This window comes from Neolewinella antarctica (assembly GCF_011927835.1).
GTDB classification, from domain to species: domain Bacteria; phylum Bacteroidota; class Bacteroidia; order Chitinophagales; family Saprospiraceae; genus Neolewinella; species Neolewinella antarctica.
This window is the reverse complement of sequence record NZ_JAATJH010000006.1, coordinates 17724-35891: the sequence shown is the minus strand read 5'-3', so window position 1 is coordinate 35891 and position 18168 is coordinate 17724. Positions and strand designations below refer to the sequence as shown.

Here is an 18168-nt window from a genome sequence, read left to right as displayed (position 1 = left end):
CTCTAGCCCGGTATCAAATCTTTCACCTTCACTTCACCCACGAACGGACTCCTTAACTGCTCTCCTACTTTATAACGAATAACCTGTCCGTAGATGCCTTCCGTTACGTCGGGGTCAGTATAGACTTCGACCTGTCGCTGCCGCAAATTTACTATCCAGTATTCCTGAACGCCGGCAAAAGCATAAATAGCTGCCTTATGTGAACGGTCGCGTTGTAAACTATTGTCGGCTACTTCTACGATGAGCCTCACCTCACTTGGTATGGGGTGCTGATGAAAGTATTCATCTTCACTCAGGTCACACAGCGCGAAATCGGGCTCTGGCTCAGAGTCATCGAGGAAAGTAACGGGGTTTTCAGCGCGTAATTCAAATTTGCCGAAGTAACGCTCGGTAAAAAATTTGGTGACTCGGGTGACCCCGGCGGCGTGGGGTGGATTTATCGATGCTTTCTTTACCAATTTTCCGTTCAGCAGCTCCAGGTTATCCTCCGGCCCGAGAACGCCGCTGGCGATGGCTTTGTGGTAGCGTTCCAACGGCCAGTTAAAGTCGGAGATAAGCCCGGGCTGTTCCAGCTTATTCGTCATGTACATAAAGGTAAGGTTTCTAAAAAATACAAACCCTACCGGGTCAGCCTTGCGCTTCCCGTTTTCCCCGGCACCCGCGTCCGCGCAAAAAAAGCGGCAGCCAGCCCTAAGGACCAACTGCCGCACTAATTTACTCACTAATTATTATCGTACTTAATTCGTTCCGAATGGTGTTACCCCGGTTCGATTTAAGCAATCTCCAGCGCCCCCTCATTCTCCCGCGCCTTGCGGAACACGACGACGTTGTCGAACACGTCCAGCACTAACTCACTCCCCGGCTGAATACTGCCGGCCAGCATTTGCTTGGACAGTTGCCGCAGTACACGCTTCTTGATGACTCGCTTCAGCGGCCGCGCGCCGAATTCCGGACTGTAACCTTCCGCGGCCAACCAGTCCATCGCTTCGTGCGACATCGTCAGGTGAATATCCTGCTCGGCGAGCTGTACGGAGACTTCGTGGAGTTGTAGTTCCACGATCTCGCGAATATTTCCCCGGCTGAGGGGGCGGAACATAACCACGTCGTCGATTCGGTTGAGAAATTCGGGGCGGACGGTCTGCTTCAGGATATTAAACAACTGCTCCTTCGTCTCTTCCACGATCTCCTCCTCATTGTTCCCGTCGATTTGGGAAAACTTCTCCCGAATCACCTCCGAACCAATGTTGGAGGTCATGATGATGATGGTGTTCTTGAAGTTGGCAACGCGACCTTTGTTATCGGTCAGGCGACCGTCGTCGAGGACTTGTAATAGGATGTTAAACACGTCCGGGTGTGCCTTTTCGATCTCGTCGAGCAACACCACACTGTAGGGCTTCCGCCGCACGGCTTCGGTCAATTGACCACCTTCGTCGTAGCCTACGTAGCCGGGAGGCGCGCCGACGAGCCGGCTCACCGCGTGGCGCTCCTGGTACTCGCTCATGTCGATGCGCGTCATCATGTCGGCATCGTTAAACAGGTTTTCGGCGAGTGCCTTGGCCAGCTCGGTCTTGCCCACCCCGGTCGTGCCGAGGAACAGGAAGGAGCCAATTGGTCGGTCCTGGCTACTCAGCCCGGTGCGGTTGAGGCGAATTGCGTCGGCGACGGCTTCCACCGCTTCTTCCTGGCCGACGACCTTTTTGTGTAGCTCGTCCTCCAGGCTCAGCAGTTTCTCCCGTTCGGACTGCAGCATCCGCGTGACGGGAATGCCCGTCCAGCGGGCCACGATCTCGGCAATGTCTTCGGCGTCAACTTCTTCCTTCACCAACATTTTGGCGTTGGTTTGCATCTCGACCATTCGCGCGGTAAAGCTGGCTTGTTCTTGTTCGATTTCGGGGATGAGCCCGTACCTAATCTCGGCCACGCGGCTAAAGTCACCGGCGCGTTCGGCCTGCTTGGCGTCGTTCTTCAGGTTCTCGATCCTTTCTTTCGTCTGCTGGATACCGAGCACAACCTCCCGCTCCGATTCCCACTGGGCGCGGAGTTCGTTACGGCGGTCCTCCAGGTTGGCGATATCGGCGGCGAGGCGGTCGAGCTTGAGCGTGTCATTCTCCCGCTTGACGGCTTCGCGCTCGATCTCGAGCTGGCGAATCTGGCGTTCGGCCTGGTCCAGCTCTTCGGGCATGGAGTTCATTTCCAAACGCAAGCGGGCGGCGGCTTCGTCAATCAAATCAATTGCCTTGTCCGGCAGGAAACGGTCGCTAATGTACCGTTCGGAAAGCTGTACGGCGGCCACGACGGCTTCGTCGAGGATGTTGATTTTGTGGTGGGTCTCGTAGCGTTCTTTAAGGCCGCGGAGAATACTGATTGCATCTTCTTCGGAGGGCTCGTCGACCTTCACTTGCTGGAAACGGCGCTCCAAAGCTTTGTCGGCCTCGAAGTATTTCTGGTATTCCGCGAGCGTCGTCGCACCGATGGCACGGAGTTCCCCCCGGGCCAGGGCCGGCTTCAAAATATTGGCGGCGTCCATCGCACCCTGGCCCTTCCCGGCACCAACGAGCGTGTGGATTTCGTCAATAAACAAGAATATCTTTCCGTCGGCCTGGGTAACTTCGTTAATGACGGCTTTAAGCCGTTCCTCGAATTCCCCCTGGTACTTGGCACCCGCGATGAGCGCGCCCATGTCGAGACTAAAAATATCGATTTCGCGCAGGTCTTCCGGCACGTCGCCGTTGACGATCCGGTGGGCGAGACCCTCGACGATGGCCGTTTTGCCGACGCCGGGCTCCCCGATCAGGATGGGATTGTTCTTACTCCGGCGTGCGAGAATGTGGAGTACGCGGCGAATCTCCTCGTCGCGGCCGATCACTGGGTCGAGCTTGCCCTTCCGGGCGCGGTCGTTAAGGTTGATGGCGTACTTATTCAGCGAATTATAGCTGTTCTCGGCGGAGTTGCTGGTCACGTTCTTTCCCTGGCGCAGCTCGTTAATGGCCTTACCAAGAAGTTTGGGGTTTACCCCCGCGTCGCGCAGCAGGTTAGCCGTCTGGTCGTTGATTTTTAAGGTAGCCAGTAGTAAGTGCTCGACGGAAACGAATTCGTCGTTCATGTCTTTAGCCACGACGTTAGCGTGCTGGGCGAGCTCGGCGAATCGGCGGCTGAATACTTGCTCGGCACCCGTTACTTTTGGGAACCCGGCCACGATGGCGTCGGTCGCCTGCTTGACGGCGTTCAGATTCGCACCCATTTTTTTGAATAGAAACGGCGCGACGCTGTCGTCGACTTCAAAAATAGCCTTTAGTAAGTGCGCCGGCTCGACGCTCTGCTGCTGGTTACCGAGGGCAATCTCCCCCGCCCGTTGTACGGCCTCCTGGCTTTTGATGGTGAAATTATTGGCGTTCAATTTGTTATGTTTTGCGGTCCTTTACTAAAGGATCGGTATGATTAGTTTGACGTTCTAACGGATTGACCCTGCGGCAATTACCGCAAGCCCCCTCCGTAGTGACAACCAACCATTGCAAAGTAAATGCCCAACACCAGACGTGAAATTATGTCAGGCTAAATTCAGGAAGTACTGACATTTTTTCATACCCAAACTAGCACAGTTATGTATGCCGCTGTCTAGAACCGAATGCCGAAGTTAATTCCTAGCTCTTCGTAAAGAAATGTTTGCTCCTTAATCACCCCTTGTCCATTATTGTAACGGGCTTCTAAGTAGGGCGCAATTTTACCCAGCTCGAATTGTACGCCAGCCCCAACGACTACCTGGACAAAATCCGATGGCGCCTGATCGCTCTCCCCCGCCTTGTACGTTCTCCGTTCAATACTGCGGTTACTTAACCGGCGAGCGTAGGTTGTTTCCCCACTGAGCGTTAAAGCATAACGAAGTCCGCCCCGCACGTAAAGGGAAGTCGCCGATCTACCCAGCGGCACGTAATAATTTAAGTAAAGGCCGGGTGCGAGCACCGTCTGCTTTATCGTGGTGGCGGCGTACGTAGTATCGAGCGGGGCGAAATTAATAATAATGCGCTCCGAGATGGTGGCTTCAGCATCGTAGCTCGCCACGGTCAAACCCAACAGCAGGTGCAGACGGGGTATTATCTCCCGGCCTAAGTGCAAGGAAAAGTCCAGGCGGTTGCTCTGTTGGAAAACCTGGTTCTGAAAAAACCCCAAAAAATTTGGTGACCAAGTATAACTATAGTAGCCAGCATCAACGTAGATACGCAAGCGTTGACTGACGGAATTAATACGTATTTCATCCTCCAGCAACCGCGCTTTATCGCCGGCGCACTCCGTGGCGGCGACGAAATAATAACTGACCGAAGCATCTTCGAATGCGTAAGAAAGATCCGGGAGTGGGCATGCAGTCTGCTGGCGGTAAGCCCGCAACTCCGCTTGGCTTTGGAACAGATCGATGTCTCCACCTTGCGCCACTAAGTAGGCCTTCCAGTAATTGTACTCGTCGCCGGTGGCGAGCTTCTCAATTTTCCGCAAGCGCACGCTGTACACTTCCGCATCCCCCGTCACGAGGGGTTTTAAAAAGTACTGTTTATTGGAAAATACTTGGGCGGCACTGGGTAGGAATGCAGTAGATACGTAAGTTCCGGTCTTTTTACTTCGGAATTCCCGTACCCCGGGCGGCAGGTAGAGTTGTTGAAATTCCGATCCTTCCGGTCTGAAGTAGACACCGTGGTTGATGTCCTCCAAATCCCGCTTAATCAGTTTTCCAAAGATGGTATCGCGAGCCGCGGTGATCAGGTAGTCGCCCGTCTGGCCGGTAAGGGCGAACGGTAGGGCGAGCGCAAAGGCAAGCCAGTAGCAGCGAATATTTTTCAAGGAGAGGGTATTTTTTTAGGTCTTTACCCTGGCAATAATAAGCATTCGTACGGGAACTGGTTTTGGGCGCGGCCGCGGGTGCAGTGTGGACGGGAGATAGGAGCCGAGCGATTAAGTATGCAGTTTAAATATCCTGAATTCTCTTCAACTTAATTGATCTTTTGCTACCTTAGAATCGACTAAATAGTTTCGGATGATACGCCTAATATTGCTCCTCGCCCTCTTCCCCGGCACCTGCTTTAGCCAATACCTAATTGAAGGCTACGTGCTCGACGACCAGAGCGGCGACCCCCTGCCCTTCGTCAGCGTCGTCCTCACCACCGACCAGCAAAAAGGCGTACTGACCAACGAGCTCGGTCAGTACCGCATCGAGCTGGATAGTTTGCAGCGCCGCCGTGGAACGCTGAGCTTCAGCTTACTCTCTTTTGCGGCGAAAGAAATCTATCTGGGTGACGACAATGCGCCGGGCGGGGCCGACCCTTTTACCCTCAACGTGCGGTTGGCTTCCAGCTTTTTGGAGTTGCCGGAAATTGTCGTGCTCTCCGATTTAGCCCTGCGTGGCATCGTCAGGCGAGCGGTGGAACGTATTCCCCAAAATTATGGAGCCGATAACTACTTGTTGCGGGCTTACAGTCGCGCTTACGCAGTTAATGACGCCACTTTCTCCAGCCTGAGTGAGGCTTACGTAACGGTCGAGGACCATCCCTACGGACGGCGAGCGGACGATAAATGGCGCGATACGAAAGCGTGGATCGATCAGCTCAGGACTTCTGGCGGTAGCCCCGGCCAACCCGCCCGTCTCCACCCCTTTTTCGACCGGCAGAGTTTCCTCGTCGCCCCCTATACCTGGATGAGCAACCCCTTGCGGAAGGGCAGTATCGGGACGTTCAGCTTCAAAGCAAAAGACGACCTGAGTCACCTCACCTTCCGCCGCCTCGGTGAGTACGTCAGCGGTCCGGACACCCTCGTCCGCATCCGCTGCGATATTCACCCGGACCTGGACGACGGAGCCTGGCCCGGCCCCGGCGACGTCGTTACCGAGCTCCTCATTAACCGCACGGACTTCGCCATCGTCGAATACCGCAACTGGACGCGCGGTAAATCCATCTACAAAGACGCTACGTACCGTAAAGTGCGGGGTAACTACTACCTGGAGCGCGCCAGTTTCAGCTGGGAGATGGAATCGGATTTTTACGGTGACATCCCACACGTTTACAGCACCCTTTTTTACGTGACTGACGTGATCACCGACCGTAAAGAAATCCGAAAAATCAAGCGCGGCCGTCGCTTGGTCCCGAGTGAACAATTAACCACCCTCAACCTAAAGCACCGTCCGGAATACTGGCGGGGTGAAGAGCGTATGGTGCAACTTCCCGCCAGGGATAATTTACGGATTCAACTGAAAAAGATTTTGGCCCCGGGGGTGGAGCGGGCGGACAGTTTGTCTAAGCATAAAAAATGATGCTTTGAGGTAAGTTAAGCAACTTTTCGGCTCAAAAAGCGAGTATCTTGAGCCGTAAATCAACCTTAATCGGCTCATGTACAACTGGCAACACCAAGATTGGCCCAATTACACATTTGATGAGAAGGCGGTCTCAGAGCGTCTCGCCATCTTGAGTACGGTTATGCGGCCGCTACTTGAAAGAGTCAGAAGTTTGCCAGAAGGGCAGCGGCGTAAATATTTCCTGGAGGTGCTCATTGAGGAAGCCCAAAAAACCTCCAACATCGAAGGGGAATTCATGAGTCGAGAAGATTTGCGATCCTCCATACTCAATCACCTCTATTTTGGTAATTACGATAAAAGCTCTCGTGACGTACGCGCGATTGGTATTGGAAAACTACTATCCGTAGTAGCTGCCAACTTTATGGATGACATCAGTGAGGCAACCATAAAGTATTATCATCAGCTACTTTTCAGTAGTGTTCCATCTATCGACATAATTGGTGATTATCGAAGCGGAACGGAACCAATGCGTATCGTTAGCGGGCCAGACTATGATCTGACCGTGCACTACGAAGCTCCACCGGCCAAACTCGTTCCAACTAACATGAGGCAGTTAGTAGCTTCGATTTCGCGTTCTTACTCTCCGGACCAGTTATCTGATTATATAATTAGAGCGGGTGTATCTCATGCCTATTTTGAAAGCATACATCCCTTTCAGGACGGTAACGGACGAGTTGGTAGGGCACTCATTAATCACCTACTCTCGCGGGGGATTGGATTCGCGGTTCCTTTTAGCTTATCGGGCGTATTTGCTGCGGGCCAGGATGAATATTACGCTCAATTAAAAACGGCTTCACATCGTCTTGACCTCACTCATTGGTTGCAATACTTTATTGATTCGTTAGCTTCAGCGATAAGTAATGCCGACACGGAAATTCAATTTCTTCTGGCAAAAACTAGATTCTTCGACCAATTCGACAGCCAATTAAGTGATCGCCAAAGAAAAGTTATTCTGCGCCTTTTTGACGCGGGACCCGCAGGTTTCGACGGAGGGTTATCGGCAAAGAACTACGAGCGACTAACCAGAACTTCAAAAGCAACCGCTACTCGTGAACTAACGGATTTAATGGATCTAGGTGCCTTGGTTCGTACGGGAATAGGCCGCAGTACCCGCTACGCCCTAAAGCTAAACTAACGCAGTGCCTCCCGCCATGCGCAATTTGTGCATTCGTGCTTCGGTAGTAAAAAACTCGGTGTACATCCTAGTTTCAACAATCCACTACCGGCTCCTCCCCCGCCCGGATCTTACTTTTCGCCAGCACGGACTCGTAGTAGGCTTCGTACTTAACGATGATTTCCTCAATGTCAAAGCGCGCGGCCTGCACCAGGGCGGCGGAGCGAAATTCGTTCAGCACTTTATCGTCCGTAAGGATCTTCAGGGCATCTTCCGCCATCTTGTCCACCATGCCGACGCCGGAAAGGTAGCCCGTTTGACCATCGATGTTGACCTCGGGGATGCCACCGACGTCGCTGGAGACGACCGGTACTTCGCAGGCCATGGCTTCCAGGGCCGCCAGCCCAAAACTTTCGCTGGAGGAAGGGAGCAAGAATAAATCAGCCACGGCGAGTAATTCCTCTACCGCGTCCTGCTTACCGAGGAAGCGAATGTCTTTGGTCAGGCCCAGGCGGCGGCTGAGGTCTTCGCACTTGGCCCGCTCCGGCCCGTCACCGATCAGGAGTAACTTACTCGGGATGGCCTCGTTGACGATTTTGAAGATGAAGATCACGTCGTCCACCCGCTTGACCGGGCGGAAGTTGGAGACGTGGATCAGAATCCGTTCCCCGTTCGGTGCGATGGCCTGCTTGAAATGGTTCTTGTTCGTGCGCTGGAAACGTTTGAAGTCGATGAAGTTGTAGATGACTTCGATGGGGTTACAGATCTCGAAGTTGGCCAGCGTATCTCGCCTCAGGCTCTGGGAAACGGCGGTTACCCCGTCCGATTTGTTGATGGCAAAAGTGATCGTAGCCTCGTAGGCGGGGTTCGTACCGACCAGCGTGATGTCCGTGCCGTGCAGCGTAGTGACGAAAGGAACGTAGCGACCCCGGCTGATCAAGATCTTACGTGCCATGTAGGCGACCGAGGCGTGGGGCACGGCGTAGTGCACGTGCAGCAGATCGATCTCGTAGTGCTCGATGACGTCCACCAGCTTGGAAGCCAGCGCCGTTTCGTAGGGTGCGTACTCAAAGAGTGGGTAATCCGCCCCGCTGTCTACTTCGTGGTAGAAAACATTAGCTTGGTAGCCACCCAACCGGGCCGGGCGGCGGTAAGTGATGAAGTGGATTTCGTGGCCGCGCCGCGCCAGGCCCAGGCCCAGTTCCGTCGCCAGTACCCCACTCCCCCCGTACGTCGGGTAACACACCACACCAATCTTCATAGTCAATCTTTCAGTCTAAGGCAAAGCAATTAACCGGCGTTATAGTTCGCCGGTAAATTGTCGCGAGGCGGCGTTAGCAGCAAAGGTTCCGGCAAGGTATTTTCGCGGGGCCGGGGCCCATCAACCCGGCACCCGCGACCACGCCCTTCTCTCTGTATATATACTACCGAACAGCGCTACCGCCGCAGCACCCGGATTGACCGGGCCGCCCCGTCCGCCCGGACGCGCACCAGATAAATGCCCGGCACGAAAGCACTCAGGTCGAGTACTTCCCGCAGGCTCCGCGTGCGCCCGAACGAACGCGACACCAAGCGCCGGCCGGTGGCGTCGTACACTTCGGCCGTCACCTCGCTCAGCTCAGCCAGTTCGAGGCTAAGCCGAAGGGCTCCGGACGTCGGGTTGGGGTGAGCTTCCAGCGACCGCAGTAAACCCGCGGGGTCCTCCGTATCGAGGAAATTACGGACGACGACGTCCTTCACGTCCTGGCAGCCAAAGCGATCGGTTACCGTAACGGTATAATCATCGAAACCGAGGCCAGTAATTGTCTGGCCCACGTCGCCCGTCGACCAGGCGTACGTGTAGGGGGCCGTGCCCGCGGATGGTGTTGCCGTTGCCCGGGCGTCCATCGCGCCGCGGGTGGTGGTGGGGATTACGTCAACGGATACGCCGAGGTCTTCGGGGCAGCGAGCTACGTTGATGTTATCGAAACTAGCGGTAGCACTCCCGCTCACGTGGACCAGCGTAAACTCGAAGAAACCAGCTTCTGGCGTAGACGTGCCAAAATCGAAAGCGTAGGTACCGGACACCACGTTGGTTTCAGTAAATGTGGCCACTTCAACGTCACAGGCAACTAACCGTACCTCTAGGTTGAACGTATCGGCTACCGCTAACGTAGAAAAATCCAGGTCAAAACGCAGCACGTCGTCCGCTCGGTAGGGACCACCGTAAAAAGCCGTTGCGAATGAGTAGGCGGCGCTGGAACTGGCTTCTCCCACGATGGCCGGGCTACCGTCGACCGAGCCAACCGCAACGCCTAAACCAGCACCGAGTACCCACCGGGGTGGTAGTTTTTTGTCGTTAAAATCTGCGTAAAATGGAAGTGACGTAGTGACCCGTGGTGTTACGAAGGCCGTGTCGTTGGCTGCTTGGGCGTCGCCGGGAGCAGTCACGCTGATCGCCGTTGGCCGCGTATTCCCCCCTGCTGCGTTCTGGGCGAACATAAAACTACGCGTATTTCCCGGGGCAAGTCGGCCAATAATGGTGTCCGTCACGGTGGCCCCATCGGTGGGGATGCTAGCGTAGATGGTATCGATTACACTGGTACCCACGTTGGTGTAGCTCACTTCATACTCGGCCGGGGCACAGGTGCCCTCGCCATTTACGGCCAGCACGGCGACATCCACCAACTCCCTGGAGCCGATCGTCACGGCATCCACCAAAATCCCCTCCCGTGTATCGTCCGAGTTAGAAGTGAAGACAAAGCGTAGCTTGACGACTTCCCCCGCGGCGCCCGCGAGCAGGTTCGCCACGATGCGCGGTCCGTTACTAAAGCCACCGTCGCCTTCCCAGACTTGGTCCGGCCGGTTGTTGTACCAATTAATGTCGGCCGGGCTGATATCAACTTCATTCCAATTTTCGCCGTCGTCGGTGGTCATTTCGAGGGAAAGGTTATCGAAATCGGTTTCCGTATCCACAACGAGGGCGCAGGAGAAGTAAGGGTCGTCCTCCATGTCGGTAAAGTCGAAACACGGGGAGATGAGGTAGCTTTCCTCGCCGTTGAAGTAGTCGCCGAACAGGCTCGTTACCCAGGCTTTCTCGCCCTGGGGGGCGCGGTCGATGAGCGAATTACGCGGCTCGCCCCAGGCCCAGCTGACGGCCCCGCGGCCGGCGCGGCCGGTTACCCAGAGACCGTTGTTGGCCTCGAAGTTCTCCGTGTAGGGGAAGTCGGTGATCGTGGGTTGGTTGACGACGGAGATCGTGAGGGTATCGTTGGATGGGTCCTGGTCACCCTCGATGCGCGTGTAGAGCTTGAGCCGGTAGCTGCCGGGTTGCCGCAGGGCGGGCACGTCGTCGAAAGTGAATGATTCGGTGGAGTCCACGTTAACGATGCCGGTGAAGATGCCGTCGTTGGGGTAGTTAATTGCTACCTCCTTACTGTTGATGGCGTAGCCAACGCGGAAAAACTGCTGGGGGGCACCGCCGTAGTTCGTGATGCCGATCGTGAGCGGGGCGCCGGCGACGTTGCAGCCCGTAACGGGAGATTGCAGAAGCGTGACGCCGAGGTCGATTTCCTGCTGGGTGGTGATCACGAAGGGGCCACGGCGGTCGGAGGTAGTGCCCGAAGCATCGCAAATAGTGGAGACGAAGAAAGCGTAGGTGCGTTCCTGCTCCAGGCCGGTGATGCGAAAAGAATTATCGCCCGTGATGAACTCTTCGCCGTCCTGCGTGGTCGGGTCGAAGTTGCGCGGGCCGTATTCTACGCGGTAGCGAGCCTGGTCGGCGGCGGGGTTGCGGCGCAGGCGGACGTCGACGGAGTTGAAGCGAACGCGGAAGAAGTCGATGCTACTCAGCGGCGGTGCGGCGCAGGCCACGCAGGCGGCGGTGGTTTGGAAAATATTAGTGCCGGTGGTGGGTGAGACGGCCCGGTAGACGAGGCTGTCGTTATTGTCAAGCAACTGAAAACTTACTTCCCCGGGGGCGGCCCCGCGGCGGTAATCCAGTTCGATCGACTGGCCTTCGCGCACGCTGAGGAAAACGGACTGGTTGCCGCCGCTGGCGAGGGTGTAGACGCTCGGCGTGCCGGCGATGCGGACGGTCAGCTGGCCGCCGTTCCAGCCATCGCCGCTAACGGTATCGCGCAGGATGAGTTGGTAGTCGCAGCTCTGGGCGGCGAGGGGGGCGGTGAGGAGAAAGAAGAACGTGTAAATAAGGTAGCGGTGCAGCATCGGTCGGGGGTTATGGCGTTCGGGAGCGTAAAAGTAAGGCGTATGCGTGGTCGCGGGTGCAAAGTAAGTCGGGGAGGAGCAAAATTGAATTGGTCCGGTCGGACTGGCTGACCCAGCCAAACCACTTTGCTCTTCTCGTTAAGACCAGGCACCGGCGCCCGCGCCCCGAAATGCTAAGCTAACGAAAGCTACGCGGCCCGGCGGCTAAACATAAAATGAAAGCCCGTGTTAGTCCCCCGCAAGCCACAAATGGACCGCCCTGAGTCCGGTGGCCTTTCCGAAACACCCCGTAAAACCGGCCTCTCTTTTGCCGATTACCCTAAAACGCTCTCCCCCAACCGTGGCCGTCTACTCCATCAGCGACCTGGAAAAACTTACCGGCATCAAAGCCGCGACGCTGCGTGCCTGGGAGCAACGCTACGGCATCGTCACGCCGAAGCGCACGGAAACGAACATTCGTTACTACCTCGACGCGGACCTGCGCAAGCTGCTCAACGTTGCTCTCCTCAATAAGAACGGCGTCAAGATTTCCAAGATCGCCAAAATGTCGGGGGAAGAGCGCACCGAAAAAGTTGCTTCCCTGAGCCCCATTAGCGTCAGTTCCAACGCCGAGTTGGACACGATGACGCTGGCCACGGTGGAAATGGACGAATTCAAGATCGGCCACATTCTCGACACGAACATCAAGCAGCGGGGCATCGAGGCGACGATGCTCGAAGTCGTGTATCCGTTTCTGGAGAAGCTCGGCGTGCTGTACTTCACCGGCTCGGTGACGCCCGTCCAGGAATCCTTCATCGCCAGCATCATCCGCCAGAAGATCATCGCGGCGATCGACAAAATCACGCCGCCCCGCAGGAAGAGAGGCCCCGTTTTCGCGCTTTACCTCCCCGACGGGGAGCGCCAGGAGTTGAGCCTGTTGTTCATGAACTACCTTTTGCGCAAGCGCAACTTCCGCACGATTTACCTCGGCGGCAACATCAGCATTTCCGACCTGAATGACTTTTACCGCCACCAGCAACCGGACTACCTGTTCACCATCATCAGCAATGCTTTCATCTACGAGCCGGTGGAGCAGCACGTCACCAACGTGCTGGAGGCCTGCCCGGAAAGCACCCTGCTCCTGACCGGCTACCAAGCCTCCATGCATGACTTTACGGACATCGGGCGCCTGCGGGTTATGCAGGGCCTGGAAGCGACGCTCGATTTTGTGGACGGGCTCGCTCACGCGGCAGTGCACGCCTAATCGGGGCGGTGACCAAACCACGGCACGGTCTTAACCCTTCCATAACCAATGCCCCACCTAGTGCGCCTACCTTTGCCGCTTACTAACCCGGTTACGTGAAACAGTACTTTCCTTTCTTGTGTATCGCCACTACCCTACTGGTGGCTTTTTTCGCCATCAGCGCCTACCGCCAGGCTGCGCCGGGTGCGCGCCTGTACAACCAATACTTTACCGCTAATTCCCCCATCGGTTACACGACCGACCGGGCCCTCGGCCTCACCGCGTTGGCCGGCGATGCCGCTATTTTGGAGCAGGGTAAACGCTACCACCAGGATACCGACTACGACCTGGCACTGGTCTCTTTACGTACTTACCTCGACCACAACCCCGTGCCCAACGACTACCTCCCCGAACTCCTGGCCGGCACCGCCGCCATGGCAACTGGTAACTACGCGGAGGCCCGCAGTCATTTGTGGCAGCTACCCGAATCGGATAGTGACGCCGACGGCGCGGCACTCTGGTATTTGAGCTTGCTGGATCTGCGGGAGGAGAACCTGGTTGCCGCGCGGGGGAAACTGCGGTTGCTGGCCGGGTCGCCGGCGGGGCGGCAGTACCCAGTGGAAGAGGTTCTGGGGGAGTTGGGGCTTGAGTAGGTGAAGAGCCCTCTCCCTCCCGTCCCTCTCCAGAAGAGGAGAGAGATGATTTGACTACATAGATAGACTAGGCTAGGTTAGGTTAGCACCATATTGTAATGATGGATGCATTGTCTAATTTTTCTCCGGCAGTAATATAAAATACTAGTCAAAGCAGTTGATCCCCGACTGCAAAGCTGGATCGCAAAACAGACAATTTCTCTTCTTTGCCATCGGAGCAGGTTTTCTTACAACCCTAATTCCTTACGAACCAGCGGCCCCAGATCGACAGCGTCGTCACCAAACAGCACGAAATTAAAGATGGACGAATCCACCACCAGTTCGTAGCCGTTTGCTTTAGCCACATTCTCGATTACTTCCCGGGTGTTGCGAATGATGGGATCGAGTAGCACGCGCCGCCTCGCATTGACCTGGTCGGCGATTTCCTGCTGAAACTTAGTGATGGCTTGCTGATCCTTCTGCAGCTTGGTCCGTAATTTTTTCAGTTCAACCGGTGCCAGGTCTTCGACCTTTGCTTCCGCCTCCGCGTAGTCGGCTTTGAACTTATCGGTCATCGCTCTGCCCCGCAGGCCGAGTTCGTCGTTAAAGATCTTTAACTCCGCATCTGCGGCCGTAGTGTTGGGGAGGTCGTTGAGTAAATTACCAAAGTTGACGTGCCCGATTTTTTGGGCGGTAGCCGTGCCGACGGTACCCAGGGCTAGCAGGAGAAACAGGCAAATACGTGACATTTCGAAATAATTTAGGCACAAAGCTAAGGCTCCGTACAGCGGCGCGCACCCACGGAAGGGTTAAATTAAAATACCAACAATTTGTGTTTTCGCTTGCGGAACCTAAAACAAATAGTGTATCTTTGTTGGGAAATCAAACGGAACATGGCACGAACAAATCTACCGATCCCCACTGGCTGGAAACTTCTTTTTCGGGAGTTGTACCGGCGGGTTCACCAGCAAGTGACGAGCCCCTACACCAAGGTGGTTTTCCTCGCGGCGCTGTTCTTCGTCTGTACCCAGAAAGAAATTAGCTTCAACCTTTCGATCGCTGGTCACGACCTGTTTAGCATCTCCCAGCAGTCCGTTTTTAGCCACGGCATCGGTGGCCCGGTCATTTCCGGGGGGGCCGGCAAGGCACTGTTTACCTCCGTAGCGCGGCCCAGCGATAAAAACTGGACCAAAAAGCAACGCACCCAACTAGCTTACGTAGAAAAATTTGAGGCCGCCGCCCTCTCCGAAGCACGGAAGCACGGCATCCCCGCCAGCATCACGCTCGCCCAGGGGCTCCTCGAAAGTGGCCACGGCACCTCCACCCTCGCCAAGCGCAACAAGAATCACTTTGGCATCAAATGCTTCAGCAAGCAGTGCCGTAAAGGACACTGCTCCAACCACAGCGACGACCACCACAAAGACTTTTTCCGCGTCTTCGAAGACGCACACGGTAGTTACGCCGCGCACAGTCAGGTACTACTGAAGAATCGGTACAAGCCACTCTTCAAACTCGCCAAGCGTGATTACAAAGGGTGGTCGCATGGCCTCCGCAAGGCCGGTTACGCCACCGACCCCCGTTACGGCGACAAGCTCGTCGCGCTGATCGAGACGCTGGAGCTCTGGCGCTACGATCGGGTGAGTGCGTAGGTGTCGTTATCCGGGCGCTTACGTCGGGCGGTAGCCTCGTGGGAACCAATCCCACTCCCGCCACCAAGAATTAAAGTTTGACGTTTTGAGTGTATTATCGCCCGTTTCCGATTAGGAACGGGCTTTTTTATTGAAGCTAGATTCCTAAATCAGTTGGCCGTTGATTTTAAATAGAAAAACCCGGGGGACGAACTGGCCGCGCCACGTCCGTACCCCGGGTTAGTTACTTTAGTGCGGTGGCTTCTTTTCAAGCCACCGCCGTAGGAATACCGTACTGCTGTTAAATACCGCCACGCCAGTTATTCAACTCGCTGGTTAGACCAGCTCGCCAACTTCCTCCTCAATGGGCACGTACAGTTGGCCCTTCAGCAGGCCCCGCGAGATGACGATTTGCTGGACCTCGCTGGTTCCTTCGTAGATCTGGGTAATCTTAGCGTCCCGCATCAAGCGCTCCACGTGGTACTCCTTTACGAAACCATAACCGCCGTGAATCTGGACGGCCTCCACGCTGTGCTTCATGGCAACCGCGCTGGCGAATAATTTGGCCATGGCACCGGCCTGATTGTAGTCCATGTCGGCGTCTTTCAACCACGCGGCACGGTAGACAAGTAGCTTCGCTGCTTCGATATCGGTGGCCATTTGGGCCAGCTTGAAAGCAATGGCTTGGTGGTTAGCGATCGGCTTGCCAAACGCGGCGCGCTCCTTGGCGTATTCGACCGACAGTTCATAGCCACCACCGGCAATGCCGAGGGCCTGAGCGGCGATGCCGATCCGACCACCCGCAAGGGTTTTCATGGCGAACTTAAAACCGGTACCGTTTTCACCCAGCATGTTTTCCTTTGGCACCTTTACGTCGTTGTACATGATCGTGTGCGTATCCGAGCTGCGAATGCCAAGCTTGTCTTCCTTAGCGCCGATGACAACGCCTTTCCAGCCCGCTTCGACGATGAAGCAATTAATGCCGCGGTGACCTTCCTTCACGTTGCTTTGCGCGATGACGAGGTGAATCTTGCTCGTGCCGCCGTTCGTGATCCAGTTTTTAGTGCCGTTGAGAAGGAAGTGGTCGCCCTGGTCGATGGCCGTCGTGCGTTGCTCGGTGGCGTCGGAGCCGGCTTCGGGCTCGCTGAGGCAAAAAGAACCGATCGTCTCTCCGCTGGCTAGTTTGGGGAGGTACTTCCGCTTTTGCTCTTCCGATCCGTACTGCTCGATGCCGTAGCACACCAGGCTATTATTGACGGACATGATGACTGAGCAACTATTGTCGACCTTCGAAATCTCTTCGAGGGCCAGGATATAGCTGATGTAATCCATGCCGCTACCGCCGTATTCGGGGCTCACGGTCATGCCCATGAAGCCTAGTTCTCCCATTTGCCGGATCTCGTCCAGGGGGTAGGTCATGTGCGTATCCCGTTCGATAACGCCGGGCTTGAGGACGTTTTGCGCAAATTCACGGGCGGCGTCGCGGACGGCCAGTTGTTCTTCGTTGAGGGTAAAATTCATGATCGATAGCTTTAAATGCGAAGTTAGCGAATTTTCGCTAACGTGGGTTCTGGTAGGGGACCGCACTGGTTTCCTTACAATCGGATGGCGCGGTCGCGGGTGCAAAGGTTTCCCGTAATTAACCTGATAACTGCCCGGTAGGTTTATCCTGGAGATGCTAGTCGAACGCCACCCGTACTGGAAGGAAGTTGCCGGGTGAAGGCATCCACCCGCGGGTTCATCACCGCAAACCAGGCCGGCGGGAAAAGTGAGAGAATCATACAGGCCGGATAGCCACTCGGCAGCTGAGGGCTCTGCTCAAAAACGCGCAGTACTTGGTATTTTCGGGTAGCGCGGTAATGGTGGTCGCTGTGGCGGGTTAGTTCGTAGAGAAAAATCCGACCGAGCTCGTGGTCGGAATTCCAGCTGTGGATGGGGAGGACTGGCTCGTAGCGGCCACTATTGCTTTTGCGCCGAACGAGGCCATAGTGCTCAATGTAATTAACTGTTTCTAGCATCAAAAAGCCAAAAACGGCGGCGGCGATCGCTACCCAGACGCCGGTGAAGCCGAAGAATAGCGCGATCAATGAAAGATAGGCTACTTGCACCAGTTGAAAAACTAACATTTGATTGTGGTGGCTTACTACCGGCTTATCCTCTTTACCCAAGCGCTCCGCCTCCAGTTCCCAAGCGTGCCACCAACTAAGGGCGACGCTACGCACCCAGAAAGTATAAATGGACTGATTGCGCCGACTCGTTGCGGGGTCGAGCGGGGTGGCGACGTGCCGGTGGTGACCGCGGTTGTGCTCGATGTAGAAGTGGGTGTAGAGACCGAAAAGCAGCAAGGCTTGAGCGATGCGCTGCTCGTAACGCTCCGTTCGGTGACCCAGCTCGTGGCCGACGTTGATGCCCATCGTACCGATCATTAGCCCGACGTTGACAATCATTCCGACGAGTTCGTACGTAGCTAGCTCCCGGGTAGTGACGACGTGCAGTAGGTAAATCACCGCGCCGGCCAGCAGTGGCAGGTTGAGGTAGAGCATTAGATCGAAGAGTCGCATTTTAGTCCGGGCGGCTTCCTCTTCCGGGGCGTGGGTATCCCCACGGGTGGGGAGGATGAACTCGAGCAAGGGAAGGAATACGAAGGCTACGTAGATACTCCCGAAAGACCACACCCCCCCGAAGTAGAGCCCCAGGTAACCGGCGAGTGGGAGGAGGTAAGCAATGAGGTATTTTAAATCTCGGTACATACGTCTTAAGTATTTATATCAATTGATGGCTGATGATCGGCGTATTGCTAAAGTTAAGGGGAAGCTAGCAATTATGGAAAGTGACTTTCATCGTAACCCCATACGGACCAGTCTTAACGTCAGGTAAAGGTCAACCTACCCGTGCTCCGGTGAGGGTACACTAGCTAGCTTTGGGTACAAATTTGCGAGGTTTATGTCCAAGATTTTCGTCAAAAGCCGAGCTTCTCTTCTCCTCCCATAAAAACCTGGCACCCGCGGCCGCGCCTCCCCCACTACCATCCC

General features: G+C 55.6%; 13 protein-coding genes. 5 read left to right on the top strand and 8 right to left on the bottom strand.

The genetic code is table 11. The features are described from left to right. Window positions 1-2 precede the first annotated feature (2 nt). From GGR27_RS15920 to GGR27_RS15910, 3 genes are all read right to left on the bottom strand, one after another. Window positions 3-584 carry a Uma2 family endonuclease gene (locus tag GGR27_RS15920; RefSeq protein WP_168039128.1) on the bottom strand — a complete coding sequence of 194 codons (582 nt, stop codon included), beginning with the start codon at window positions 582-584 and terminating at the stop codon, window positions 3-5. A gap of 188 nt (window positions 585-772) precedes the next feature. Next, on the bottom strand, window positions 773-3397 hold the full coding sequence (gene clpB / locus GGR27_RS15915; RefSeq protein ID WP_168039127.1) for an ATP-dependent chaperone ClpB: 2625 nt from the start codon (window positions 3395-3397) through the stop codon (window positions 773-775). A 218-nt stretch (window positions 3398-3615) separates the two neighbouring features. After that, on the bottom strand, window positions 3616-4830 hold the full coding sequence (locus GGR27_RS15910) for a hypothetical protein (protein WP_168039125.1): 1215 nt from the start codon (window positions 4828-4830) through the stop codon (window positions 3616-3618). A 193-nt stretch (window positions 4831-5023) separates the two neighbouring features. On the opposite strand from GGR27_RS15910, the gene GGR27_RS15905 reads away from it, so the two are divergent. Together GGR27_RS15905 and GGR27_RS15900 are read left to right on the top strand one after the other, a co-directional pair. Next, a complete protein-coding gene (locus GGR27_RS15905) occupies window positions 5024-6292 on the top strand; it encodes a carboxypeptidase-like regulatory domain-containing protein (RefSeq protein WP_168039123.1) in 1269 nt (422 codons plus the stop codon). 76 nt (window positions 6293-6368) lie between these two features. Further along, window positions 6369-7469, top strand: a complete 1101-nt coding sequence (locus GGR27_RS15900; RefSeq protein ID WP_168039122.1) for a Fic family protein — start codon at window positions 6369-6371, stop codon at window positions 7467-7469. A gap of 73 nt (window positions 7470-7542) precedes the next feature. Here GGR27_RS15900 and bshA read toward each other — a convergent pair whose 3' ends face one another. Together bshA and GGR27_RS15890 are read right to left on the bottom strand one after the other, a co-directional pair. Then, window positions 7543-8709, bottom strand: a complete 1167-nt coding sequence (gene bshA / locus GGR27_RS15895; RefSeq protein WP_168039119.1) for an N-acetyl-alpha-D-glucosaminyl L-malate synthase BshA — start codon at window positions 8707-8709, stop codon at window positions 7543-7545. A gap of 176 nt (window positions 8710-8885) precedes the next feature. Further along, window positions 8886-11654: a T9SS type A sorting domain-containing protein gene (locus GGR27_RS15890; RefSeq protein ID WP_168039117.1), complete on the bottom strand. Its 2769-nt coding sequence runs from the start codon at window positions 11652-11654 to the stop codon at window positions 8886-8888. A gap of 307 nt (window positions 11655-11961) precedes the next feature. Here GGR27_RS15890 and GGR27_RS15885 point away from each other — a divergent pair, with 307 nt between their 5' ends. Next, the gene (locus GGR27_RS15885) at window positions 11962-12897 is read left to right on the top strand and encodes a MerR family transcriptional regulator (protein WP_209037964.1); all 936 of its coding nucleotides are present in this window, start codon (window positions 11962-11964) and stop codon (window positions 12895-12897) included. A 95-nt stretch (window positions 12898-12992) separates the two neighbouring features. Next, a complete protein-coding gene (locus tag GGR27_RS15880) occupies window positions 12993-13529 on the top strand; it encodes a hypothetical protein (protein WP_168039115.1) in 537 nt (178 codons plus the stop codon). Window positions 13530-13756: 227 nt separating this feature from the next. Here the strand turns inward: GGR27_RS15880 and GGR27_RS15875 are convergent, their stop codons facing one another. Next, window positions 13757-14257, bottom strand: coding sequence for an OmpH family outer membrane protein (locus GGR27_RS15875; RefSeq protein WP_168039113.1), 501 nt, complete (start codon window positions 14255-14257; stop codon window positions 13757-13759). 144 nt (window positions 14258-14401) lie between these two features. On the opposite strand from GGR27_RS15875, the gene GGR27_RS15870 reads away from it, so the two are divergent. Next, window positions 14402-15157, top strand: coding sequence for a glycoside hydrolase family 73 protein (locus GGR27_RS15870; protein WP_168039111.1), 756 nt, complete (start codon window positions 14402-14404; stop codon window positions 15155-15157). Between the two features lie 315 nt (window positions 15158-15472). On the opposite strand, the gene GGR27_RS15865 is transcribed toward GGR27_RS15870, so the two are convergent. Both GGR27_RS15865 and GGR27_RS15860 read right to left on the bottom strand, forming a co-directional pair. Continuing rightward, complete coding sequence (locus tag GGR27_RS15865; RefSeq protein WP_168039109.1) at window positions 15473-16657, bottom strand: acyl-CoA dehydrogenase family protein; 1185 nt, start codon at window positions 16655-16657, stop codon at window positions 15473-15475. Between the two features lie 143 nt (window positions 16658-16800). Continuing rightward, window positions 16801-17886: an alkane 1-monooxygenase gene (locus GGR27_RS15860; protein WP_168039107.1), complete on the bottom strand. Its 1086-nt coding sequence runs from the start codon at window positions 17884-17886 to the stop codon at window positions 16801-16803. Between the last annotated feature and the right edge of the window lie 282 nt (window positions 17887-18168).

What these genes read in the sequence shown, in the direction of transcription:
- GGR27_RS15920 (WP_168039128.1), bottom strand. Translation starts at nt 584, where the DNA reads ATGACGAATAAGCTGGAACAGCCCGGGCTTATCTCCGACTTTAACTGG.
- GGR27_RS15905 (WP_168039123.1), top strand. Translation starts at nt 5,024, where the DNA reads ATGATACGCCTAATATTGCTCCTCGCCCTCTTCCCCGGCACCTGCTTT.
- GGR27_RS15900 (WP_168039122.1), top strand. Translation starts at nt 6,369, where the DNA reads ATGTACAACTGGCAACACCAAGATTGGCCCAATTACACATTTGATGAG.
- bshA (WP_168039119.1), bottom strand. Translation starts at nt 8,709, where the DNA reads ATGAAGATTGGTGTGGTGTGTTACCCGACGTACGGGGGGAGTGGGGTA.
- GGR27_RS15890 (WP_168039117.1), bottom strand. Translation starts at nt 11,654, where the DNA reads ATGCTGCACCGCTACCTTATTTACACGTTCTTCTTTCTCCTCACCGCC.
- GGR27_RS15875 (WP_168039113.1), bottom strand. Translation starts at nt 14,257, where the DNA reads ATGTCACGTATTTGCCTGTTTCTCCTGCTAGCCCTGGGTACCGTCGGC.
- GGR27_RS15870 (WP_168039111.1), top strand. Translation starts at nt 14,402, where the DNA reads ATGGCACGAACAAATCTACCGATCCCCACTGGCTGGAAACTTCTTTTT.
- GGR27_RS15865 (WP_168039109.1), bottom strand. Translation starts at nt 16,657, where the DNA reads ATGAATTTTACCCTCAACGAAGAACAACTGGCCGTCCGCGACGCCGCC.
- GGR27_RS15860 (WP_168039107.1), bottom strand. Translation starts at nt 17,886, where the DNA reads ATGTACCGAGATTTAAAATACCTCATTGCTTACCTCCTCCCACTCGCC.